Below are 23076 nucleotides of genomic sequence, written 5' to 3'. Positions count from 1 at the left end.
GTCTTGGCGGGCAAAAAACAAGCCGAGGATTATACCTGAGCTATGACCTCACGCGCCAGTTGAGGTCGGGTTTGATGCGGAAACATTGCGACTTAGTAGGTCGCGCAGTTGGTTTTTCTCTTCGATGCTCAATTCGCTTTGACGCGCTTTCCTGAGCAACTGTTCCAGATTTCGCTCGCGTTGGCGGGCTGACAAGCTAGTAATGGTGTCGAAAAACTGTTGTTCAAGGTTATCTCCGTCAATCAGCCATTCCTTTTCTGCCAGTGCCTTGAGCAGGCGACCCTGTTCAGTGCCGTGCCATCGCGCGATCAACTGAAATGAGTTTAGCTTGGGATTCTTCTGTACGGCTTCGAGCAGCGCCACAAGTAACTGGGCGTTGGTCTGATTCTCGTCCGCAATGTGCCCGGCATCTTCGACGCGCTCGGCCAGTTGCGGGTGATGAAGCAATGTGCGCAGGGCGGTCAGGGTCGGCGACTCGACGCCAATCGGCGTGCGCGGGCGTTGCTGATCGCGATCACCACCACGCTTGCCGTTCTTGTCCCAGGGCTTCTTGTCCCACTTTTTGCCACCAGCGCCGGGTTTCTTTGGCGTCCACTCCTGCTGCGGCACATACATGTCCTGTGCCTGCGGCTGATGGTAGTCGCTGTAGTCCGGCATTGCGTCGTAATCGATGCCTGGATCGTAAGCGGGCGGTGCTTCCTGCGGCGCACTTTGTGCGAGCTGGCTGACGGTCTCGCTGCTCAGGCCGGTGATTTCGGTCAGGCGTTGACGCATCAGGATGCGCAGGTTGGCGCCCGGCACTTTGTCGATCAGTGGCGCAGCGAGGGTCGCCATATGGGCTTTACCTTCGAGCGAGCGCGGATCGGCTTCTTCGATCAGTTGCTGGAAGAAATAATCCGCCAGCGGCTGAGCGTGCTGATTGATCCGGGCCTTGAAGGCGTCAGTGCCTTCGGCGCGCACCAGGGTATCCGGGTCTTCGCCTTCTGGCAGAAACAGAAAGCGCGCCCGGCGGCCGTCTTGCAGGCTCGAAAGCGTCGCCTCCAGCGCGCGCCATGCGGCGTTACGGCCGGCCTGGTCGCCGTCGAAGCAGAACAGTACGTTGGGTACGACACGAAACAGGCGCTTCAGATGTTCTTCGCTGGTCGCGGTGCCCAGCGTGGCGACGGCATTCTTCAGGCCTTGTTGGGCGAGGGCGATGACGTCCATATACCCTTCGACGACGATGATTTCGTCGAGGTTGCGGTTGTTCTTGCGTGCTTCATAAAGGCCGTAGAGTTCCTGGCCTTTATGGAAGACCGGGGTTTCCGGTGAGTTCAGGTATTTCGGCTTGTCGTCGCCGAGTACGCGGCCGCCGAAGGCGATGATCCGTCCACGGGTATCGCGGATCGGGAACATCACGCGATCGCGGAAGCGGTCATAGCGTTTGCCGGTTTCGGCGTTCTCGATCAGCAGGCCGGCGTCGATCATGGCTTTCTGCTGGAGTGTGTCACTGCTCAAGTGTTTGAACAGGTTGTCCCAGCCCGGCGGCGCGAAACCGAGGCCGAAGTCGCGGGCGATTTCGCCGGTCAGGCCGCGGCCCTTGAGGTAATCCACGGCAGCCTTGCGGGCGGGATGGCTCTTGAGTGCCTGTTTGTAAAAGTCGGCGGCGGCGGTGAGCAACGGGTATAGCGGCGAATCGGTCGGTTGCCGTGGCTTGCGCTCGCGGCCGCTTTCTTCGCGAGGAATTTCCATGCCGGCGGCTTTGGCCAGATCTTCGACGGCCTGGGGGAAGTCCAGGTTGTCGTGATCCATGAGAAAGCCGAGGGCATTGCCGCCGGCGCCGCAGCCGAAGCAATAGTAGAACTGCTTGTCGGGGCTGACGCTGAAGGACGGGGTTTTCTCTTTGTGAAACGGGCAGCAGGCGGTGTAGTTCTTGCCAGCCTTCTTCAATTGCACGCGCGAGCTGACCACGTCGACGATGTCGGTGCGGTTCAGCAGGTCGTCAATGAAGCTCTGGGGAATCAGCCCGGCCATGGCGTACTCGTCGTCTGCGCTGTAAATAGTCCGATACGAAGGGCGGTCGGACGCGGGTCGTTACTGTAGGCACGCAAAATATGCGGCTCGACCGGTGTCGTCTGCGTAATCGCTGTCGGGAAGTGTATCTGCCGAAAATCCACTGACGTAAGTACTCATCAGTCTTCGACTATTTGAAAGTGTTGCGCTGAATCCGCTGACGGCTGGTTGAGGGCCTCGGATAGCTCAATAAAGCGGGCACGCATGCAGGTGCCTTGGGCTGATCGTCGTGAGAGGAATCAGTGGGTGTGCTCGTCAGTAGCCTTGAAAGGCTCGTCAGAAAAGACGTGCACCGCTGGCAAAAGAGCCAGGTCTGACGCGTGAAGCAGATTTGTCTCGGTCGCGTGTGCGGCTTCGACGGTGAAGCATCAAGCGTTTTACGCAAATGCCATTAGCCCGGCTGAGAGCCGGGCTTAGGCAAGAAGCTTGCTACGAACGTCTGTGTATTAGTACAGACGAACGGCGCGGCGCTGTTCGCGCTGAACTTTCTTGGCGTGACGCTTAACAGCGGCTGCTGCTTTGCGCTTACGCTCAGAAGTTGGCTTCTCGTAAAATTCGCGGCTACGAACTTCAGCCAGTACACCGGCTTTTTCGCAGGAGCGCTTGAAACGACGCAGAGCTACGTCGAAGGGTTCGTTCTCTTTAACTTTGACGGCTGGCATCCAGAGCTACCTTCATTCATTACCGGGGTCAACATCCTCGCGGCAAAAGAGCACTTGAAGACGTCGGTTTTTAAGGGTTGCGGATGTTAACCCCTCATCGCTCGGAATGCAAAGCCTCTGATCGAAAACCGCTGGTCGGGGCATCACGCGGCGACTATTATGCGCGCCTTCGAATTCAGCCTAAACAAGGCGCAAACCCATGCTAGTACTGGGATTAGAAACCTCCTGCGACGAAACCGGCGTCGCATTATACGACAGCGAACGTGGCCTGCTGGCCGACGCACTGTTCAGTCAGATCGACCTGCACCGCGCCTATGGCGGTGTGGTGCCGGAGCTCGCTTCGCGCGACCACGTCAAACGCATGCTGCCCTTGATTCGTCAGGTGTTGGCCGAGGCCGACTGCGTGCCGACCGAGATCGATGCGATCGCCTATACCGCAGGTCCTGGGCTGGTTGGCGCGCTGCTGGTTGGTGCTTCCTGCGCTCAGGCGCTGGCGTTTGCCTGGGGTATTCCGGCGCTTGGCGTGCACCACATGGAAGGGCATTTGCTAGCACCGATGCTGGAGCCGAAACCGCCGGAATTTCCGTTCGTCGCTTTGTTGGTCTCCGGCGGTCATACGCAGCTGGTTCAGGTCGATGGCATCGGTCAATACAGCTTGCTCGGCGAGACGCTCGACGATGCTGCCGGTGAAGCGTTCGACAAAACCGCGAAGATGATGGGCCTCAATTATCCGGGCGGGCCGGAAATCGCCAAGTTGGCGGAGAAGGGCGTCGCAGGACGTTTCACCTTTCCGCGTCCGATGTGCGATCGCCCGGGCCTGCAATTCAGCTTCAGTGGTCTGAAAACCTCTGCGCTCAACGCCTGGCAGCAGTGCGTCAGCGCCGGGGACGACAACGAGCAAGCCCGTTGCGACATCGCGCTGGCGTTCCAGCAGGCCGTGGTGGAGACTTTGACCATCAAGTGCAAGCGTGCCCTGAAGCAGGCCGGCATGAAGCGTCTGGTGATCGCTGGCGGCGTCAGTGCCAATAAGGCATTGCGCGTGTCGCTGGAGAAGATGCTCGGCGACATGAAGGGTGATGTGTTCTACGCCCGTCCCGAGTTCTGCACCGACAATGGCGCGATGATCGCGTTTGCCGGTTGCCAGCGTTTGCAGGCCGGTCAGCAGGAAAGTCTGGCGATCAGCGTGCAGGCGCGCTGGCCGATGGAGCAATTGTCGCCGTTGTGATGAGCGGCGCTCACGGGCGTTATTTAAAAATGCCGTTCGCGCCCGGCAAACAGGTCGCGTAGATTGCCGCGGTGGCGCCAGACGATCAGCAAGGTCAGCGCGCTCATCGGCAACAGCGCCTCCGGCTCCTGCCAGGCCAGCAGCGGCAGGGTCAAGGGGGTGGCGATCAGTGCTGCGAGCGAGCTGGTGCGGGTCAGGTAAAACGTCAGCAACCAGGCGCATACTGCCAGCAGCGCGGCGGGCGGATACAGGCCCAACAGCATGCCGGCAGCGGTGGCGACACCCTTGCCGCCACGAAAGCGAAAGTACAGCGGGAACAGGTGACCGATCACGGCGCACACGCCGATCCACGCCTGATCCTGCAGCGAGAGGCCGACAGCCGAGGCAATCAGCACCGGCACCAGGCCTTTGCACAGATCACCGAGCAGGGTCAGGATCGCCAGTTTGCGACCGGCCAGGCGCAGCATGTTGGTGGCGCCGGCATTGCCCGAGCCACTCATTCGCGGATCCGGGTTTCCGGTCAGGCGGCTGAGCAAAATGGCGAAGGACAGCGAGCCGAGCAGGTAGGCGAGAGTCGCCAGTAACCAAAACATGCTAACTATTCCGGGCGAGGACGCCCTGATTCTAACGGCGCATTGCGCCCTTGTCGTGCAGCGGAGAGAAGTGCTTGGACAGAGTGTTTATCGAGGGCCTGGAAGTCGACACCGTGATCGGTGCCTACGACTGGGAACGCGGCATCCGACAGTGCTTGCGACTTGATCTGAGCTTCGCTTGGGACAATCGCCCGGCAGCCGCCGGTGACGACTTGACCCTGGCGCTCGACTACGCCAGCGTTTCCACGCGGATTCAGGCTTTTGCCGAGCAGGCGCAGTTTCAGTTGGTCGAGACCTTTGCCGAGCGTCTGGTCGAAGTGCTGATGAGCGAATTCAGCATCACGTGGGTGCGTCTGAAGCTGACCAAGCCTGGCGCCGTTCCGGCTGCGAAGGGTGGCGTGGGTGTGGAGATCGAGCGCGGATGTCGCTGACTCAGGTCTACCTCGGGCTCGGTAGCAATATCGAGCGCGAAACTCATTTGTGCGCTGGTCTCGACGCTTTGGCGACGTTTCTGGTGGATATCCGCTGTTCGGCGGTGTTCGAGAGCGCGCCGGTGGGGATTAAAAGTGGGCCATTCTTCAACTTCGTGGTGTCGGCGTATACCGACCTACCGTTGATGGAACTGGATCGCCGCTTGAAATTCATTGAGGCGGATAACGGTCGCTACGCACCGGATCGCAAGGGGCTGCCGCTGGATATCGACGTGCTGCTGTATGGCGAACTGGCGGGGAATTTTGACGGACTGGTTCTGCCGCGCGCGGAGATTCTGAAAAATGCCTTTGTGCTGTGGCCGCTGTCGCTGATTGCGCCGGATCACGTGCACCCAGGTGTGGGAAAAAGCTTTGCGACGTTGTGGGCGGAAGCGCAGATTGATCAGGTGCTGGCGCCGGTGGCGTTCGAGTGGCGGGGTAAGCAGTTAACCCCGCCGAATCTTTAAAGCAAAAGATCGCAGCCTGCGGCAGCTCCTAAAGAGAAACGCATATTCCCGCGTAGGAGCTGCCGCAGGCTGCGATCTTCTGATCTTGCTTCAGGCGTTCTCTTTGTAAGCCTTCAACGCCTTCAGTCGCTCACGCTTCAGTGCTTCGCCCAGTTCCGGGCCCTTGAATCCCTTCTCCAGCAGCGGCTGCACCGCCACCTCTCGCGCAGCCTTCGCCGCACCGCGCAAATAATCCGCCTGTGGATAACTTCTCTGCTCCAGCCCTTTGCGGCCTCGGGCGTCCATTTCGCATGCGACGATAAACTCTTCGAACCGCTGCGGCCGGCGATACACGTCAAAACTCTGCAGCAACTCCAGCAATGTCGAAGCCTTCAGCTCCAGCGCCCGATGTCCATGAGTGTGGTACTTGCCGACCAGCAGCGCCAACTCCTGACAATCCTTCGGCGCCTTGAAGCGTTCGTTGACCGCTTTGATCAGCTTTAATCCTGTGTGCTCATGGGCGATGTGTCGCGGCCACTCTTCTTCCGGGGTCAGACCTTTGCCGAGGTCGTGCAGCAGGCAGGCCCAGCGCACGGTCAGCGGTTGTTTGTGCAGCGCTGATTGCTCCAGCACGCTGAGGGTGTGCAGGCCAGTATCGATTTCCGGGTGATGCGCTTCCGGTTGTGGGACACCAAAAAGCGCGTCGACTTCCGGCATCAGTACCTTTAACGCACCGCAGTCGCGCAAAACTTGAATGAAAACCTGTGGCTGATCTTCCATCAGCGCACGGGAGATTTCTTTCCAGCAGCGTTCGGCAGTCAGTGCTTCCAGTTCGCCGGACTCGCTGAGCTGACGCATCAGTTCCAGGGTTTCTGGCGCGACCGTGAAGCCGAGCCCGGCATAACGTGCGGCGAAGCGGGCAACGCGCAATACACGAAGGGGATCTTCGGCGAACGCCGGAGAAACGTGGCGCAGGATTCGAGCTTCAAGATCGCGCTGACCCTGGTATGGATCAGTCAGATTTTGCTGATCGTCCTCGGCCATGGCGTTGATGGTCAGGTCGCGGCGGATCAGGTCTTCTTCAAGCGTGACTTCGGGGCTGGCGTGAAAGGTGAAGCCGCCATAACCGCGACCGCTTTTACGCTCGGTGCGGGCGAGGGCGTATTCCTCGCCGCTTTTTGGGTGAAGAAATACCGGGAAATCCGCGCCGACCGGGCGATAGCCCTTGGCGAGCATTTCTTCTGTTGTGGCGCCGACCACCACCCAATCGATGTCCGTAACCGGTTTGCCCAGCAAGCGATCACGTACGGCACCGCCAACCTTGAAAATCTGCATAAAAAACCTCCGTTAGCCCGACAGGATAACTCTTGCGTCGGACTTTCGGAGGCCAGAACCGTTTCAAAGATGAATGACGGCCAGGTCGAGCCGACCGTAATCCCCTTCGCTGTGTTCACTGCGTGGCGGAACGTGATGGGTTTTCATGATCTGGTCGCCTTGCAGGGTTTCCAGATGGATATCGAAGCCCCACAAGCGATGCAGATGTTTAAGCACCTCGTCAGTGGAATCTCCCAGCGGTTTGCGATCGTGTTGCTGGTGACGCAAGGTCAGCGAGCGATCGCCGCGCCGATCGATGCTGTAGATCTGCACGTTCGGTTCGCGGTTGCCGAGGTTGTACTGCGCGGCCAGGGTTTCGCGGATGATCCGGTAACCGGGCTCGTCATGGATGGCCGGCACCAGCAGATCGTCCTTCTGGTCGTCATCCATGATACTGAACAGTTTCAGGTCACGGATCACTTTTGGTGACAGGTACTGCAGGATGAAACTCTCATCCTTGAAGCTGCTCATGGCGAATTTGATGGTCGACAGCCAGTCGCTCCCGGCGATTTCCGGGAACCAGTGACGATCTTCTTCGGTAGGTTCCTCACACATGCGCCGAATGTCGCGGTACATGGCGAAGCCTAGTGCATAGGGGTTGATGCCGCTGTAGTAAGGGCTGTCGAAACCCGGCTGGAACACCACGCTGGTGTGCGACGTCAGGAACTCCATCATGAACCCGTCGGTGACCAGACCTTCGTCGTACAGGTCGTTCATCAGCGTGTAATGCCAGAACGTAGCCCAGCCTTCATTCATCACCTGGGTCTGACGTTGTGGATAGAAATACTGGGCGATCTTGCGCACGATCCGCACGATCTCGCGCTGCCATGGCTCCAGCAGCGGCGCGTGTTTCTCGATGAAGTACAGGATGTTTTCCTGCGGTTCGGCCGGGAAGCGCGCGTTGTCCCTGTCGCTGTACTTGTCGGCGCCTTTGGGAATGGTGCGCCACAGATCATTGATCTGCTTCTGCAAGTGCTCTTCGCGATCTTTCTGCCGCCGCCGCTCCTCTTCGGCGGAAATCGGGTACGGCCGTTTGTAACGGTCGACGCCGTAATTCATCAGCGCATGGCAGGAGTCGAGCAGATCTTCCACCGCATCAATGCCGTGGCGCTCCTCGCACTGCATGATGTACTGCTTGGCAAACACCAGGTAATCGATGATCGAGCTGGCATCGGTCCAGGTGCGGAACAGGTAGTTGCCCTTGAAGAAACTGTTGTGGCCATAGCACGCGTGGGCTACCACCAGCGCCTGCATGCAGATGGTGTTTTCTTCCATCAGATAGGCAATGCACGGGTCGGAGTTGATCACGATTTCGTAAGCCAGGCCCATCTGCCCACGGCTGTAGGATTTTTCGGTGCTGAGGAAGTGTTTGCCGTAAGACCAGTGGTGATAACCCAGCGGCATGCCGACCGAGGCATAGGCATCCATCATCTGCTCGGCGGTGATCACTTCGATCTGGTTGGGATAGGTATCCAGAGCATAGCGGGCCGCGATCCGGGCTATTTCGCGGTCGTAGGTCTGGATCAGCTCGAACGTCCATTCGGAGCCGGTGGAAATGGGTTGGCGCTTCTGCTCTTTGGCGGTCATGTCACTAACCTGCGCTGGAAGAGTTCACGGAAGACCGGATAGATATCCCCGGCCGAGACCAGTTGCTGCTGGGCAAAAGTGTCAGAGAAGGCTTCGGCGATGCGTTCGTACTCGTACCACAGGGCCTGATGTTCGCGCGGGGTGATCTCCACGTAAGTGTAGTACTGCACAAATGGCATGATCTGGTTAATCAGGATGTCGCGGCAGATCGGCGAGTCGTCGTTCCAGTTATCACCGTCGGAAGCCTGCGCCGCGTAGATGTTCCACTCGTTGCTCGGGTAACGCTCGGCCATGATCTCCTGCATCAGTTTCAGGGCGCTGGAAACGATGGTGCCGCCGGTTTCCCGCGAATAGAAAAACTCCTCTTCATCGACTTCCCGGGCACTGGTGTGGTGGCGGATGAACACCACGTCGATCTTGTCGTAATTGCGTTTCAGGAACAGGTACAACAGGATGAAAAAGCGTTTGGCGATGTCCTTGGTCGCCTGGGTCATGGAACCGGAAACGTCCATCAGGCAGAACATGACGGCTTTCGAGCTAGGGTTCGGCTGTTTGATCAGCAAGTTGTATTTCAAGTCGAACGTATCGAGAAACGGTACGCGATGGATGCGCGCACTGAGTTTTTCGATTTCCGCTTCGAGTTCCTGAATATCGCCGAAGTTGTCTGGTTCTTCGCGTCTCAGTCGCTCAAGTTCCTCTTTGACCTCGCGCAGTTTTGCGCGGCTGCTGCCGGACAAGGCGATACGGCGTGCGTGCGCCGAGCGCAGGGTGCGGATGATGTTGATCCGTGACGGGTTGCCTTCGTTGCTGATTCCGGCGCGTACGGTTTTGAAGGTGTCTGTGCCGCTCAGATTACGCTTGACCAGGTTCGGCAGTTCGAGATCTTCGAACATGAATTCGAGGAACTCTTCCTGAGTAATCTGGAAGACGAACTCGTCCATGCCTTCGCCGGAGTTGCCGGCCTTGCCCGGACCTCGTCCGCCGCCACCTCCAGGTGGCCGTGCGATGTGTTCGCCGGCAGTAAATTCCTTGTTGCCGGGATGAACCACGGTCTGCTTGCCGCCGCGACCGTGGTGAAGCACCGGTTCGTCGATGTCGCGACCGGGAATGCTGATCTGTTCGCCGTGCTCCATATCGGTAATGGAGCGCCGGCTGACGGCCTCTTCGACAGCCTTCTTGATGTGGTCACGGTAGCGCCGCAGGAAGCGCTGGCGGTTGACCGTGCTCTTGTTCTTGCCATTCAGACGTCGGTCGATCACATAACTCATAGGAAGCCCTCCGGGCAGCTTCAAGTTGTGAGCTTCAAGCTGCAAGTAAAAGCAGGTTCCCGGGCATCAGTGGGTTACGCGCTTTGTTCTTGCAGCTCGTAGCTGGAAGCTTGCTGCTGCTTCACTGCGACTTCCGTACCCGTAGGTACCATTCGGAAAGAAGCCGTACCTGTTTGTCGGTGTAGCCGCGTTCGACCATTCGAGTGACGAAGTCGTTGTGCTTTTGCTGATCCTCCTTGCTGGCCTTGGCGTTGAAGCTGATGACTGGCAGCAGGTCTTCGGTGTTGGAGAACATTTTCTTCTCGATGACCACCCGCAGTTTCTCGTAGCTGAGCCAGGTCGGATTCTTGCCGTTGTTGTTGGCCCGTGCGCGCAACACGAAGTTGACGATCTCGTTGCGGAAATCTTTCGGATTGCTGATGCCGGCCGGCTTCTCGATTTTCTCCAGTTCTTCGTTCAGCGCGACGCGGTTGAGGATCTCGCCGGTTTCCGGATCGCGGTATTCCTGATCCTGAATCCAGAAGTCCGCGTACAGCACATAGCGATCGAAGATGTTCTGACCGTACTCGCTGTAAGACTCGAGGTAGGCGGTCTGGATCTCTTTACCGATGAATTCGATATAGCGCGGTGCCAGGTATTCCTTGAGGTAGCGCAGATAGCGCTCGCGGGTTTCGGCCTGGAATTGTTCCTGTTCGATCTGCTGTTCCAGCACATAGAGCAAGTGCACCGGGTTGGCGGCGATTTCGTGCGGATCGAAGTTGAACACCTTGGACAGGATCTTGAAGGCGAAGCGGGTCGACAGACCGTTCATGCCCTCGTCGACGCCTGCCGAGTCGCGGTATTCCTGAATCGACTTGGCCTTTGGATCGGTGTCCTTGAGGTTTTCGCCGTCGTAGACGCGCATCTTCGAATAGATGTTGGAGTTTTCCGGCTCCTTGAGGCGCGAAAGCACGGTGAACTGGGCGAGCATCTTCAAAGTGTCTGGCGCGCAATGCGCTTTGGCCAGGGAGCTGTTGAACAGCAGTTTGTCGTAGATTTTCACTTCGTCGCTGACGCGCAGGCAATACGGCACTTTGACGATGTAGATCCGGTCGATGAACGCTTCGTTGTTCTTGTTGTTGCGGAAGGTGTGCCATTCCGATTCGTTGGAGTGGGCGAGCAGGATGCCGGTGAACGGAATCGCGCCGAGGCCTTCGGTACTGTTGTAGTTGCCTTCCTGAGTGGCGGTCAGCAATGGGTGCAGCACCTTGATCGGTGCCTTGAACATTTCGACAAATTCCATCAGGCCTTGGTTGGCCCGGCACAGCGCACCGGAGTAGCTGTAAGCGTCGGCGTCGTTCTGTGGGTATTCCTCGAGTTTGCGGATGTCGACTTTACCGACCAGTGCGGAAATGTCCTGGTTGTTCTCGTCGCCCGGTTCGGTCTTGGCCACGGCGATCTGATTGAGGATCGACGGATACAGCTTGACCACACGGAACTGGCTGATGTCGCCGCCGAATTCGGCCAGGCGTTTGGTGGCCCAAGGCGACATGATGGTGTTCAGGTAGCGCCGCGGGATGCCGAAGTCTTCTTCGAGGATCGCGCCATCTTCGGTGGCGTTGAACAGACCCAGCGGCGATTCGAATACGGGCGAGCCCTTGATTGCGTAGAAGGGCACTTTTTCGATCAACTGTTTCAGCTTCTCGGCCAAGGAGGATTTACCGCCACCGACGGGGCCGAGCAGATACAGGATCTGTTTCTTCTCTTCCAGGCCTTGGGCGGCGTGGCGGAAATACGAGACGATCTGGTCGATGCATTCTTCCATCCCGTGGAAGTCTTCAAAGGCCGGATAGCGACGGATCACCTTGTTGGAGAAGATGCGTGACAGCCTCGAGTTGGTCGAGGTGTCGAGCAGTTCCGGCTCACCGATGGCCAGTAATAGACGCTCGGCGGCGGAAACGTAGGCGCTACGGTCTTTCTTGCACAGCTCCAGGTACTCTTGCAGCGAGAGTTCTTCCTGGCGTGTGGACTCGAAGCGTTGTTGGAAGTGGCTAAAGATACTCATGACGTCACCTCGCTCGATACGTGGAGCCGACGCCGGATCACTCAGTCGATGCTGGCAAACAACCGTTTTGGCAGCTGTCTGTTTACCCCCCAGAACACTTTCACGATCGACAATCGTGAAAGTCACTCCCGATGACCCGTGCGCCGGTGTACCGGCTCTCCCCTGTTTTGGATGGCCTGGGCTTAAGGATAGTTGGGAATTCGGGAGGTAAAGGCGAGATACGTAATTAGTTGTGGCAAGACCGTTCGTCTGCCCGCGCAGGCCCACGGGGGCCGGGGCCTGCGCGTGACAAAAAAATTATTCGGTAGTGTCTTGCGCAGTTTCTGCAGGATAAGTCGTACGCCACAGCTCAAAGCCGCCATCCATGCTGTAGACGTCAGAAAAGCCTTGGCTGATCAGGTACGCCGCAGCGCCCTGGCTGGAATTGCCGTGGTAGCAGACAACCACGGTCGGCGCATCCAGGTCGGCGCCCTGGATGAATGCGTGCAGCGAATGATTGTCCAGATGCTTCGAGCCGCTGATGTGCAGCGCGGCAAAAGTCGCCGGGTCGCGCACATCGACGACGACAGCACCTTGTTCACGCAGGGCTTGGGCCTGTTCCGGGGGGATTCGTTTGAATTCGCTCATGGCGGGTTCCTGTTGCTCGGCTGAAAGCGCAGTCTAACGCGGCGCGCTGACTGGCGAAGTTTCGGGGATAAGTGGTGCGACGGTCGGGGCGAGGCCACCGTGTTCATCGCATTTGCATGACAGGCGTTCACCGCTGTCGACATTCATCAGGGTCAGGCTGCCGCCCCAGACACACCCGGTGTCCAGCGCCGAGATGCCTGGCTCATGGATGTTGCCTTCAAGTGCCGCCCAGTGGCCGAAGATGATGCGCAGGCCCTTGGTCTTGCGCACCTTGTGCTGAAACCAAGGTTTGTAGCCGGGCGGGGCAGTGTCGAGGCCTTCCTTGCTCTTGAGGTCGAGCTTGCCTTCGGCGGTGCAGAAGCGCATGCGCGTGAAATAGTTGGTGATGACGCGCAGCCGGGTCACGCCTTTAAGGTCGTTGTCCCATTTCGCCGGATCGTTGCCGTACATGCCGTCGAGGTAGGCGGGAAACAGGTTGTCGTCACGCAGCGCGGTTTCGACTTCGCCAGCGCACTTCAGCGCGCGGCTCAGCGACCATTGCGGCGGAATGCCGGCGTGGACCATGGCGACATCGCGCTGCTCGTCGTAGTGCATGAGCTTTTGCTGTCGTACCCACTCAAGCAATTCAGCGCAGTCCGGCGCTTCGAGAATCTCGCGCAGCGTGTCGGACTTCTTCAAACGCTCGATACTTCTAGCCGCGGCCAGCAGATGCAGGTCGTGGTTGCCGAGCACGCAGACCAGCGATTCACGCATGCCATACAGAAAACGCAGGGTTTCCAGCGACTGCGGGCCACGGTTGACCAGATCACCGACCAGCCATAGCCGGTCGAGTTTCGGATCGAACGAGACTTGCTTGAGCAGGCATTTGAGCGGTTCGAGGCAACCCTGCAGGTCGCCGACGGCATACGTCGCCATCAGTGCAAAGATCCGGGTACGGCGAGGCGGAACGGCTTGATGATGGCGTCGAAATGTTTGCCATCGTCGGCGACCATTTCATAGGTGCCCTGCATCGTACCGACCTTGGTGGTCATGACCGTGCCGCTGCTGTAGGTGTGGCTCTGCCCGGCATTGATCAGTGGTTGCTGACCCACTACGCCAGCGCCACGCACTTCTTCGACATGGCCATCACCGTCGGTGATCACCCAGTGCCGTGACAGCAGCTTGGCCGGGATCGCGCCATTGTTCTGCACGGTGATGGTGTAGGCAAAAGCGAAGCGGTCGTGCTCGGGTTGCGATTGGTCTGCCAGATAGCGGGTGACGACGCTGACATCGACCTGGTAACGGGAATCGGACATGCAAGAGGCCTTAAACGATGCGGAACGCGGGGCGTAGCTGATGGGGAATCAGTCTAGGCAAGTATCGGGCAGTAAACCAGAGTGGCGTCCTGCCCGATAGCGTTCATCGTTTATCAGTCGGCGGCGGGGGAGGCCGGGACTTGTACCGCGAGCTGGTCGGCCAGACGTACGAACGCGGCCAGATCCAGTTGCTCCGGACGCAGGCTGCCATCGACACCGGCGGCTTCGATCTCGGCATTGCTGAGCAGTTGCTTGAGGGTGTTGCGCAGGGTCTTGCGGCGTTGGTTGAACGCTTCGCGCACAACACGCTCCAGCAACTTGTGATCCTTGGCCGGGTGCGGCAGCACGGCGTGCGGCACCAGGCGAACGATTGCCGAGTCGACTTTCGGCGGCGGGTTGAAGGCGCCCGGACCGACGTTGAACAGGTGTTCCACACGGCAGTGATACTGAACCATGATCGACAGACGACCCCAGTCACCGCCGCCCGGGCCAGCGGCCAGACGCTCGACCACTTCTTTCTGCAGCATGAAATGCATGTCGCGAATGATGCTGGCGTTGTTCAGCAGGTGAAAAATCAGCGGCGTGGAAATGTTGTATGGCAGGTTGCCGACCACACGCAGGCTGTTCGGCGCGGCATTGAGCGTGTTGAAGTCGAACTTCAGCGCATCACCCTGATGCAGGTTGAAGTTGCTCTTGCCGGCAAACTGCTGGTTGAGGATCGGGATCAGATCCTTGTCCAGTTCCACCACATCGAGTTGCGCGCCGGAGTTGAGCAGGCCGGCGGTCAGTGCGCCCTGGCCCGGGCCGATTTCCAGCAGGCGGTCTTCAGACTTGGCGCTGATGGAGCGCAGGATGCGGTCGATAACGCCGGCATCATGCAGGAAATTCTGGCCAAAGCGTTTGCGCGCCTTGTGTTGGTATTGCTCGGTCATAAACGGGTCTCGGCCATCTGGTAGGCGGTTTCCAGGGCGACTTGCAGGCTGCCGGTGTCGATCTTGCCGCTGCCGGCCAGATCCAGGGCAGTGCCGTGATCGACCGACGTGCGGATGATCGGCAAGCCAAGGGTCACGTTGACGGCAGCGCCGAAGCCTTTGTACTTGAGCACAGGCAAGCCCTGGTCGTGGTACATCGCCAGCACTGCATCGCAGTGCTCCAGATATTTGGGGGTAAACAGAGTGTCGGCGGGCAGCGGGCCACGAAGGTCCATGCCCTCGCCGCGCAGGCGCTCTAATGTCGGTTCAATGATGTCGATTTCTTCATGGCCCAGGTGGCCGCCTTCACCGGCGTGCGGGTTGAGTCCGCAGACCAGGATGCGTGGCTGGGCAATGCCGAATTTGTTTTGCAGGTCGTGGTGCAGAATCCGCGTGACCCGCTCCAGCCGTTCCGGCGTGATCGCATCGGCAATCTCGCGCAGGGGCAGGTGAGTGGTGACTAGTGCGACGCGCAAGCCGCGGGTGGCGAGCATCATAACCACTTGAGCGGTGTGGGTCAGATCAGCGAGGAATTCCGTGTGCCCGGAAAAGGCGATGCCGGACTCGTTGATCACGCCCTTATGCACAGGGGCGGTGATCATCCCGGCGAAGTGGCCGTTAAGGCAGCCATTGCCAGCGCGGGTCAGTGTTTCGAGGACGAAAGCGGCGTTGGCTTTGTCCAGTTGCCCAGCCACCACGGGGGCGCTGAGCGGTGTGTCCCAGACGTACAGGCTGTTGGCGGGCGCCGGAGCGTCCGGCCAGTGATCAGGTACGACATCCAGCAGATTGACAGCCAGCCCCAGCTGCGCGGCCCGCTCAAGGAGCAGGTCGCGGCTGGTGATGGCAATCAGGGGATGTGGCTGGGCTTGCGAGGCGAGCAGCAGGCACAGGTCGGGACCGATGCCGGCTGGTTCGCCGGGTGTCAGCGCGAAACGCTGGGGTTTCACTGCGCTGCCTGGTCTGCACCAGGGAGTTTGATCTCTACGTACGCTTCGTCACGGATCTGACGCAGCCAGGTTTGCAGCTCTTCGTCGTATTTGCGGTTACGCAGTACGGTCATGGCTTGCTGCTCGCGGGCCTGTTCGGTGCTGTCGGTGGCGCGACGGCCAAGGACTTCCAGAACGTGCCAGCCGTATTGGGTCTGGAATGGCTTGGACAGCTGACCTTGTGGGGTCTGGGCCATCACTTCGCGGAATTCCGGCACCAGTGCGTTCGGGTCGATCCAGTTGAGGTCGCCGCCGTTGAGGGCAGACCCCGGATCTTCGGAGTAGTTTTTCGCCAGTTCGGCGAAATCTTCACCAGCGAGGATGCGGTCATACAACGATTGCACCAAGGCTTTGGTTTTGGCTTCGTCGCGGATCGGACTTGGCTTGACCAGAATATGGCGTACGTGCACTTCATCGCGCATCTGCGCTTCGCCACCACGTTTTGCCAGCAGCTTGAGGATGATGAAACCACCCGGGGTGCGTGCAGGCTGAGTGATGTCGCCAACGGCCATGCTGCTCAGCTCGCGGTCGAACGGCGGTGGCAGTTGTGCGGCTTTACGCCAGCCCATGTCGCCGCCTTCCAGAGCGTTGTCGCTACCGGACTTGGCCACGGCCATCTGACCGAAGTCAGCGCCTTGCTTGAGTTGCTGGTAAACCTCCATGGCCTGACGGGCAGCGCTCTGAATCGCATCAGAGTTGGCGCTTTCCGGCGTCGGGATCAGGATGTTGGCCAGGTGCAGCTCTTCGGACAGTTGCATCTTGCCCAGGTCGGAGGCGAGGAAGTTCTTCACTTCCTGCTCGGAGACCTGAATGCGTTCTGCCACGCGGCGCTGACGTACGCGGCTGATGACCATTTCGCGTTTGATCTGGTCGCGGGCGTCGTCGTAGGACAGGCCGTCGCGAGCCAGAGCAGCACGGAATTGATCAACAGTCATGTTGTTGCGCTGAGCAATGGTACCGACTGCCTGGTTCAATTCTTCATCGGTGATGCGGATGCCGGAACGCTCGCCAATCTGCAGTTGCAGGTTTTCGACGATCAGGCGCTCGAGCACCTGTTGATCCAGTACGCCTGGAGGTGGCAAGCCGCCGCCACGCTTGGCGATGGTCTGCTGCACTTCATGAACGCGCTGGTCCAGTTGGCTCTGCATGACCACGTCGTTGTCGACGATCGCTACCACTTTATCGATGGATTGAACCGCGGCGTTAGCCGCAGTACCCAGGAACAGCGCGCCCAGCATCAGCGGGCGCAGACAATCAGAAAGCTTGGTCTTCACGTTCACGATAACCTTGAATGCCTTTGTCGAGGAAGCTCTCTACCTTGGCGCCAGTGAGGCCGCCGAGTCCCTTCAGAACAATTTGGAGGAAGACGCCATGGTCGCCTTTTTCGTTTTGCGGGGCTTCCTGGCTGAACTCGTCATAGGAAACCCAGTAACGGTTGATCAGGCGCAGTTTCCAGCAGCAGTTGTCGTACTCGAAACCACCGAAGGCTTCCAGGGTACGGTTACGGTTGTAGTCATACTGCCAGCGGCTGATCGCGTTCCACTGTGGAACGATCGGCCAGATGACCGAGAAATCATGCTGCTGGATCTTGTAGTAGTCCTTCACGTAGCCAGGCTGTCCCGGGGTGCCATAGTCACCGCCGCCCACCGACCACTGACCGGTGTTCTGGTCGTAACGGATCTGGTCGTTACGATAGCGATAACCGGCGTTGATAACCTTGTTCGGGTTGTCTTCTGGCTGGTAGTGGAACATCGCGCTGCCGGAGCGCGGGCTGCGGGTGTCCGGATCCCAGTTGTAATCGGCAGTGGTGCGCCAGTCACGGTTCCAGCGATATTCGTATTCCAGCGCATACGGCGACACATTGGACTTGGAGTCTGCGCGGGTTTTCGCATCGATGCCTGGCAATTGCACTTCGCGATTCTTGAAGTAGTAGGCCTGGCCGACGCTGATGCGCTGACGCTCGAAACCGTTGTCTTCGATCCAGCGGCTGGTCACGCCCAGCGACAGCTTGTTCTCGTCGCCGACACGGTCGGAGCCGGAGAAACGGTTGTCACGGAAAAGCGACGAGTAGTTGAAGGTGTATTCGCTGGTGTCGAATACCGGAATATCCGACTGGTCTTTCTCGGGTACATAGAGATAGAACAGGCGAGGCTCCAGCGTCTGGCGGTAGTTCTTGCCAAAAAACGATGTGTTGCGGTCAAAGTACAGGCCGCTGTCGATACTCGCGATCGGTACGCCACGGTTCTGGTTGCTGTCGAACTTGCCGTAGAGCTTCTGGTTTTCCGCCGACAGTGCGTCGATCTGCGATTTGCCGGTTCCGTCCAGGTCCAGTTGGTACTGGGTGTACTGGTACTTGAGCGACGGCTTCAGGAAGCCATAGGTCCAGTTCATCGGCAGGCTGACGCCTGGTTTCAGGTTCAGTCGATCGCCATTGGCGCGTGCCAGGCCCGCAACGTTGGTATCCAGACGCGGGGACGAATTACCGTCTTCATCGACGAAGTTACCGGTTTTCAAATCACGATCAAACCGTACCAGTTCGGTCTCGTAATCGAAGTTCAGACCTTCCGGGTGATACGGCAGCTGACCATTGAAGGTGATCTGCGGCAAACGGCCATATGGCGTGATGTTCGAAACGGTTGCGAGCTGATACTGCTGAGCGTTCAGAGTGGCGGTGTACGAATCACCACGGTACGACACCAGACCCTGCTGATTCACGTAGTCGCTGGACTTCACACCGATCTGATCGGTTTGCAGATCCTGGAAGTAATACGGATCGCTGATCTTGGTGTAGTCAACCTGGGTGAACACACGGGAGTCGAAACCGCCCTTGTGCTGCCAGTTGTACATATAGCGGGTTTTTTCGTAGTCGGTCTGCTTGCTGCGCTCGGTATCGTCATCGTTCAGATACGCCGCACCGAACTGACCTTCACTCGACTTGGTCAGGTAACGGAATTCGCCTTCCACCAACATGCCGCGCTTGCTCATGTAGCGCGGGTACAACGTGGCATCGTAGTTCGGCGCCAGGTTGAAGTAGTACGGTGTTACCAGCATGAAGCCGGTATCGCTGCCGCTGCCAATGGTCGGCGGCAGGAAGCCCGACTGACGACGATCGTCGATCGGGAAGTAGATGTACGGCGTGTACAGAATCGGAATGTCTTTAACGCGCAGCGTCACGTTGGTCGCGGTACCGAAACCGGTGGCCGGGTTCAAGGTGATGTTGTTGCCCTTGAGCTGCCAGGCATTGCTGTTCGGTTCGCACGTGGTGTACGTGCCGTCCTTCAAGCGAATGATCGCGTTCTCGGCACGCTTGGCGTACAGCGCGTTACCGCGGATACGCGATTTGTGCATCACGTATTCGGCGTTGTCGACCTTGGCTTCACCGGTGTCGAGCTGCACATCAGCATGGTCGCCAACGATCAGCGCGCCGTTGTCGCGGATGCGCACATCGCCATTGAGTTCGGCGCGGCTCTCGGCCTGATACAGGCTGGCCTCGTCGGATTCGACCTGCATGCTGCCCTGACGCAGGACGACATCGCCGGCCAGCGTACCGACTTGATCATCGGTGTTATAGCGCGAGGCTTTTGCGCCGATAAAGGTCGGAGCATCGCTTTTATTCGTCTTGTCATTCATGCCAGGACGAATCGGTTCGATATAGGCACCAGAGCAGTAAGGTCCGGTCTCGGCCAGTTGGGCGGCGGTGAGTTTCTCGCGCGGAACCCAGTCGAGGTGACTGAAGTCTTCGCTACGGGATTTCAGACCGCGGCCTTTGGCTTCGGTGACGAGTGCCGTTTTAGGGGCTGTGTCGGCAACCGAACCGTTCTCGGTCGCCGCTTCGCCGGTAGCGCTGACGGCACTGCCGTCATGCACCGGGCGCGGCGGCAACGCAGCAGCGGTTGATTTGGGCGCACAGGCCCAACCACCCGAAGCCGAGACGGAGCAGTCATACTGCTCGGCGGCAACAACGAATTGACTGGCCAGAGGTTGCATAGCCAGCAGACTGCCGGTTACCAACAACGGAAATTTTTTACGAAACGCGGGGGATTTCAATGCCATCTTATTAGTCCGGGCTTCCTGCGTGCCATCTGCCCGCGGTGTGGGCCGCACGCCTCTCGATGGTCTGAAAAAGATGCTGGATAATAAAGCATGACCCGCTTGACGGCTAGCGCCGTCGGAGACCCTTGCAATGCCTGATCAAGATGTACGCTTGCAACACCTGAAAGTTTGGCTCGATGAGCAGTTGGCAATCCTGTTTGCAGATCAGGGCTGGGGCACCGTGCCCCCGGCCACGTTGACCGCGGCCAGCAGCGACGCGAGCTTTCGCCGTTACTTCCGCTGGGAAGGAGAGGGGCGCAGCTTTGTCGTGATGGACGCACCGCCGCCTCAGGAAAACTGCAAACCGTTCGTGGATATCGCCTTTTTGTTGGCGAAATCCGGAATAAATGTGCCGAAAATTTATGCCGAAGACCTCGAACGCGGATTTCTTTTGCTCAATGACCTGGGCAACCAGACCTATCTCGACGTGATCGATGGCGAAAATGCCGACGCATTGTTCAAGGATGCCCTACAAGCACTGCTGGCTTTTCAGCAGTTGCCAATGGTTGCGCCGCTGCCGAGTTACGACGTTGCGTTGCTGCGCCGTGAGCTGGAACTGTTTCCCGAGTGGTACGTGAAGCGCGAACTCGGCGTCGAGTTCGATTCAATTCAGCAACAACAGTGGCAGCACATCAGCGATCTGCTGATCGACAGCGCCTTGGCCCAGCCGAAAGTGCTGGTTCACCGCGACTACATGCCGCGCAACCTGATGCTCAGCGAGCCGAATCCCGGCGTGCTGGATTTCCAGGATGCGGTCTACGGCCCGGTGACCTACGACGTGACCTGCCTGTTCAAGGATGCCTTCCTCAGTTGGCCTGAAGAGCGCGTACGTGGCTGGCTGGAAAGTTATTGGCAACAAGCCTCGGCGCTGAATATTCCGGTGCAGCCGGACTTCGAAGACTTCCTGCGTGCCAGCGACCTGATGGGCGTGCAGCGCCACCTGAAAGTCATCGGCATCTTCGCGCGCATCTGCCATCGCGATGGCAAGCCGCGTTATCTGGCCGACGTACCGCGTTTCTTCTCTTATATAGAGGCGGTGATCGGACGTCGTCCGGAACTGGCGGAGCTGCAAACGCTGCTCACCAGCCTGCGGGGTGGAGCAACAGCATGAAGGCAATGATTCTGGCGGCAGGCAAAGGCGAGCGCATGCGTCCGCTGACCCTGACCACGCCGAAACCACTGGTGCGTGCCGGCGGTGTTCCCCTGATCGAATATCACCTGCGTGCCCTCGCGGCCGCAGGGTTCAACGAGATCGTGATCAATCACGCTTGGCTCGGTCAGCAGATCGAAGATTATCTGGGCGACGGTTCGCAATTTGGCGTGAGCATTCAGTATTCGCCGGAAGGCGAACCTCTGGAAACCGGCGGCGGGATTTTCCGCGCGCTGCCGCTGCTGGGCGATGATGCGTTTCTGGTGGTCAACGGTGATATCTGGACCGATTACGACTTCAGCGTCCTGCACCAGCCGATCAGCGGGCTGGCGCATCTGGTGCTGGCGGACAACCCGGCGCATCACCCGGACGGTGATTTCACATTGGCCGACGGTCAGGTGATCGATGGCCAGGCGGACGCGAAAACGCTGACCTACAGCGGCATCGCCGTATTGCATCCGCAACTGTTCGACGGCTGCGCCGACGGTGCTTTCAAATTGGCACCGCTGCTGCGCAAGGCCATGGCGGCTGGCGAAGTCACGGGCGAGCGTCTGAAAGGTCACTGGGTGGATGTCGGCACGCATGAGCGTCTGGCCGAAGCTGAAACCTTGATAGAAGCGAGTCGCTGACATGTTGTGGCCAGGGACTCTGATTGGAGCCGGAGCGGGTTTTGCGATTGCCAGCATTCCGGGGGCCATGCTTGGGGCATTGTTGGGGCAAGCGCTGGATCGGCGTCTGCACTTGCACAGCTGGGGGCATTTGCGGGAAAAACTCGGCGGCCGGCCAATGCTGCGCAATGATGAATTGCTGTTCGTGCTGCTTGGCCGTCTGGCCAAAAGCGACGGTCGGGTCACCGACGGGCACATCCAGCAGGCGCGCAACGAGATGCGTGCGCTGGAAATGAGCGAGCCGGCGACGCGTCGGGCGATTGCCGCGTTCAATCGCGGCAAGTCAGGCAGTGACAGCCTGCGCGGTTATCTGCGGCGTCTGAGTGCGCAACCGCATGCTGCCGAAGGCGTATTGCGCGCCTGCTGGCGGATGGTCTGGGCCGATGGTCGCGCGGGCGTCAGTGAGCGTGAGTTGCTGGCGCAGTGGGGCAAGTGGCTGGGCTGGACGGCGCATCAGGTGCAGGCCTTGGCCAATGATTACGAGCCGGGCAAGCGGCCGATCGTCAGCGCGGCGGTGAGTTATCAGGAGGCGATGCGCTTGCTCGGCGTGTCGGCGTCCAGTGAGCCGGCGCAGATCAAGCGCGCTTATCGGCGCCTGCTCAGTCGTCATCACCCGGACAAGATTGCCGGCACGGGGGCGACACCAGCGCAGGTGCGTGAAGCGACTGATAAAACCCGCGAGCTGCACAATGCCTACACGTTGATTCGTGAGCGGCGGGATTTTCGCTAGTCGTTAAAGGTGTAGCGACTGCGCTGGCCCCTTCGCGAGCAGGCTCGCTCCCACATTCGAACGCATTCCAGCTCAGGGAACGCGATCAAGTGTGGGAGCGAGCTTGCTCGCGAATGAAGGCGCCTCGGTCTTATTCGGTCAGTCCGGGTTCTGCGGATTCAACCAGCCGCGCACCCGGCGGAACAATTGCTCCTGTTCAGCCTTGTTATCCGGCAAAGCCTTGAGCGCGACCTGGCTGAACGCCGATGTCTTCAAGCGCTTGCTCGCCTGCATGCGCTCCAGCGCCGCGTTGCGATCAAGCGGCTTGTCCATGTAGAAAATATCCGCGGTCGGCAATTTCAATGTCGGTGTCAGTTCCGCCAATGCCGGTTTGGCTTTGGCCGGTGCCTGCGCATCGACCATGACAAATTTTTCGATCTGCGCAGTTTGTTTTTCAGTCAAATATCGCGCGGCCCAATAGGCACCAGTGCCGTGGCCGAGTACGACAATGCTGCGTGCACTTTGCTGTTCGGCGTAGCCAATCGCCGCGTCGATGCGCGCGAAGATACGCTCGGCATCGGCCTTGGCTTGTTCTTCGGTGGTCTCGGCAACGACCTGGTCGGCCACTTCGGCTTCACCCCCCGCCGCCTGTTCGATCGGTTGTGCAGTGGTGGCATCCTTGCTGCCGCTTTCCGGCGCTTTCGGCGCTGCGGCGGGCTCAATTACACGCGGGGCAATGGCATCGCTTTGCAGATCAGGCAGCGTGATGCTCAGGCTGCTCCAGTCGGCGTTAGGCAGTTTTTGTCGCAATGGGCCGATCGCCTGTGGCCAGTCAGCGGTTTCGCCAGCGCCAGGGA

21 protein-coding genes are annotated in these 23076 nt (G+C 59.1%); 6 read left to right on the top strand and 15 right to left on the bottom strand.

The window, feature by feature from the left end; genetic code table 11:
- Positions 1-48 precede the first annotated feature (48 nt).
- Together dnaG and rpsU are read right to left on the bottom strand one after the other, a co-directional pair.
- The gene (gene dnaG / locus F8N44_RS20945; protein WP_150651645.1) at positions 49-2013 is read right to left on the bottom strand and encodes a DNA primase; all 1965 of its coding nucleotides are present in this window, start codon (positions 2011-2013) and stop codon (positions 49-51) included.
- 485 nt (positions 2014-2498) lie between these two features.
- Positions 2499-2714: a 30S ribosomal protein S21 gene (gene rpsU / locus F8N44_RS20940; protein WP_002551877.1), complete on the bottom strand. Its 216-nt coding sequence runs from the start codon at positions 2712-2714 to the stop codon at positions 2499-2501.
- A gap of 199 nt (positions 2715-2913) precedes the next feature.
- Between rpsU and tsaD the strand changes: the two genes are divergently transcribed.
- The gene (tsaD, locus tag F8N44_RS20935) at positions 2914-3939 is read left to right on the top strand and encodes a tRNA (adenosine(37)-N6)-threonylcarbamoyltransferase complex transferase subunit TsaD (RefSeq protein WP_007910097.1); all 1026 of its coding nucleotides are present in this window, start codon (positions 2914-2916) and stop codon (positions 3937-3939) included.
- 23 nt (positions 3940-3962) lie between these two features.
- Here the strand turns inward: tsaD and plsY are convergent, their stop codons facing one another.
- On the bottom strand, positions 3963-4532 hold the full coding sequence (gene plsY, locus F8N44_RS20930) for a glycerol-3-phosphate 1-O-acyltransferase PlsY (RefSeq protein WP_064390790.1): 570 nt from the start codon (positions 4530-4532) through the stop codon (positions 3963-3965).
- Positions 4533-4606: 74 nt separating this feature from the next.
- Between plsY and folB the strand changes: the two genes are divergently transcribed.
- Positions 4607-4963, top strand: a complete 357-nt coding sequence (gene folB, locus F8N44_RS20925; protein ID WP_038363315.1) for a dihydroneopterin aldolase — start codon at positions 4607-4609, stop codon at positions 4961-4963.
- The gene (folK, locus tag F8N44_RS20920) at positions 4954-5469 is read left to right on the top strand and encodes a 2-amino-4-hydroxy-6-hydroxymethyldihydropteridine diphosphokinase (RefSeq protein ID WP_150651644.1); all 516 of its coding nucleotides are present in this window, start codon (positions 4954-4956) and stop codon (positions 5467-5469) included. Before folB ends, folK begins: the two co-directional genes overlap by 10 nt.
- Positions 5470-5559: 90 nt before the next feature.
- Here folK and F8N44_RS20915 read toward each other — a convergent pair whose 3' ends face one another.
- From F8N44_RS20915 to F8N44_RS20865, 11 genes are all read right to left on the bottom strand, one after another.
- Positions 5560-6783, bottom strand: coding sequence for a multifunctional CCA addition/repair protein (locus F8N44_RS20915; protein ID WP_150651643.1), 1224 nt, complete (start codon positions 6781-6783; stop codon positions 5560-5562).
- 63 nt (positions 6784-6846) lie between these two features.
- Entirely contained in the window at positions 6847-8409 is a 1563-nt protein-coding gene (locus tag F8N44_RS20910; RefSeq protein ID WP_127930000.1) for a SpoVR family protein, read from the bottom strand.
- Entirely contained in the window at positions 8406-9677 is a 1272-nt protein-coding gene (locus tag F8N44_RS20905; RefSeq protein ID WP_007910114.1) for a YeaH/YhbH family protein, read from the bottom strand. Before F8N44_RS20905 ends, F8N44_RS20910 begins: the two co-directional genes overlap by 4 nt.
- 121 nt (positions 9678-9798) lie before the next feature.
- Positions 9799-11721: a PrkA family serine protein kinase gene (locus F8N44_RS20900; RefSeq protein ID WP_007910115.1), complete on the bottom strand. Its 1923-nt coding sequence runs from the start codon at positions 11719-11721 to the stop codon at positions 9799-9801.
- 297 nt (positions 11722-12018) lie between these two features.
- The gene (gene glpE / locus F8N44_RS20895; protein WP_150651642.1) at positions 12019-12348 is read right to left on the bottom strand and encodes a thiosulfate sulfurtransferase GlpE; all 330 of its coding nucleotides are present in this window, start codon (positions 12346-12348) and stop codon (positions 12019-12021) included.
- Positions 12349-12381: 33 nt separating this feature from the next.
- Positions 12382-13263, bottom strand: coding sequence for a symmetrical bis(5'-nucleosyl)-tetraphosphatase (locus tag F8N44_RS20890; RefSeq protein ID WP_150651641.1), 882 nt, complete (start codon positions 13261-13263; stop codon positions 12382-12384).
- On the bottom strand, positions 13263-13643 hold the full coding sequence (gene apaG / locus F8N44_RS20885) for a Co2+/Mg2+ efflux protein ApaG (protein ID WP_150651640.1): 381 nt from the start codon (positions 13641-13643) through the stop codon (positions 13263-13265). The genes F8N44_RS20890 and apaG overlap by 1 nt, the downstream gene beginning before the upstream one ends.
- A 113-nt stretch (positions 13644-13756) precedes the next feature.
- On the bottom strand, positions 13757-14575 hold the full coding sequence (rsmA, locus tag F8N44_RS20880) for a 16S rRNA (adenine(1518)-N(6)/adenine(1519)-N(6))-dimethyltransferase RsmA (protein ID WP_150651639.1): 819 nt from the start codon (positions 14573-14575) through the stop codon (positions 13757-13759).
- Positions 14572-15561 carry a 4-hydroxythreonine-4-phosphate dehydrogenase PdxA gene (gene pdxA / locus F8N44_RS20875; protein WP_150651638.1) on the bottom strand — a complete coding sequence of 330 codons (990 nt, stop codon included), beginning with the start codon at positions 15559-15561 and terminating at the stop codon, positions 14572-14574. Before pdxA ends, rsmA begins: the two co-directional genes overlap by 4 nt.
- On the bottom strand, positions 15558-16880 hold the full coding sequence (gene surA, locus F8N44_RS20870; protein WP_177413886.1) for a peptidylprolyl isomerase SurA: 1323 nt from the start codon (positions 16878-16880) through the stop codon (positions 15558-15560). The genes pdxA and surA overlap by 4 nt, the downstream gene beginning before the upstream one ends.
- Complete coding sequence (locus F8N44_RS20865; protein WP_150651636.1) at positions 16855-19653, bottom strand: LPS-assembly protein LptD; 2799 nt, start codon at positions 19651-19653, stop codon at positions 16855-16857. The genes surA and F8N44_RS20865 overlap by 26 nt, the downstream gene beginning before the upstream one ends.
- A gap of 130 nt (positions 19654-19783) precedes the next feature.
- Between F8N44_RS20865 and F8N44_RS20860 the strand changes: the two genes are divergently transcribed.
- From F8N44_RS20860 to F8N44_RS20850, 3 genes are read left to right on the top strand one after another with little or no spacing between them, the layout of a single operon-like run.
- Positions 19784-20803, top strand: a complete 1020-nt coding sequence (locus F8N44_RS20860) for an aminoglycoside phosphotransferase family protein (protein ID WP_150651635.1) — start codon at positions 19784-19786, stop codon at positions 20801-20803.
- Positions 20800-21471 carry an N-acetylmuramate alpha-1-phosphate uridylyltransferase MurU gene (murU, locus tag F8N44_RS20855; protein ID WP_150651634.1) on the top strand — a complete coding sequence of 224 codons (672 nt, stop codon included), beginning with the start codon at positions 20800-20802 and terminating at the stop codon, positions 21469-21471. The genes F8N44_RS20860 and murU overlap by 4 nt, the downstream gene beginning before the upstream one ends.
- 1 nt (position 21472) lies before the next feature.
- Complete coding sequence (locus F8N44_RS20850) at positions 21473-22240, top strand: TerB family tellurite resistance protein (protein ID WP_150651633.1); 768 nt, start codon at positions 21473-21475, stop codon at positions 22238-22240.
- 138 nt (positions 22241-22378) lie between these two features.
- Here F8N44_RS20850 and F8N44_RS20845 read toward each other — a convergent pair.
- The coding region (locus tag F8N44_RS20845; RefSeq protein WP_224794803.1) for a DUF3530 family protein at positions 22379-23076 on the bottom strand (698 nt) is incomplete at its 5' end.

Source organism: Pseudomonas fluorescens (assembly GCF_902497745.1).
Classification (GTDB): Bacteria; Pseudomonadota; Gammaproteobacteria; order Pseudomonadales; family Pseudomonadaceae; genus Aquipseudomonas; species Aquipseudomonas fluorescens_BM.
The sequence above is the reverse complement of the archived record's forward strand: the minus strand, read 5'-3'. Positions and strand labels throughout refer to the sequence as shown.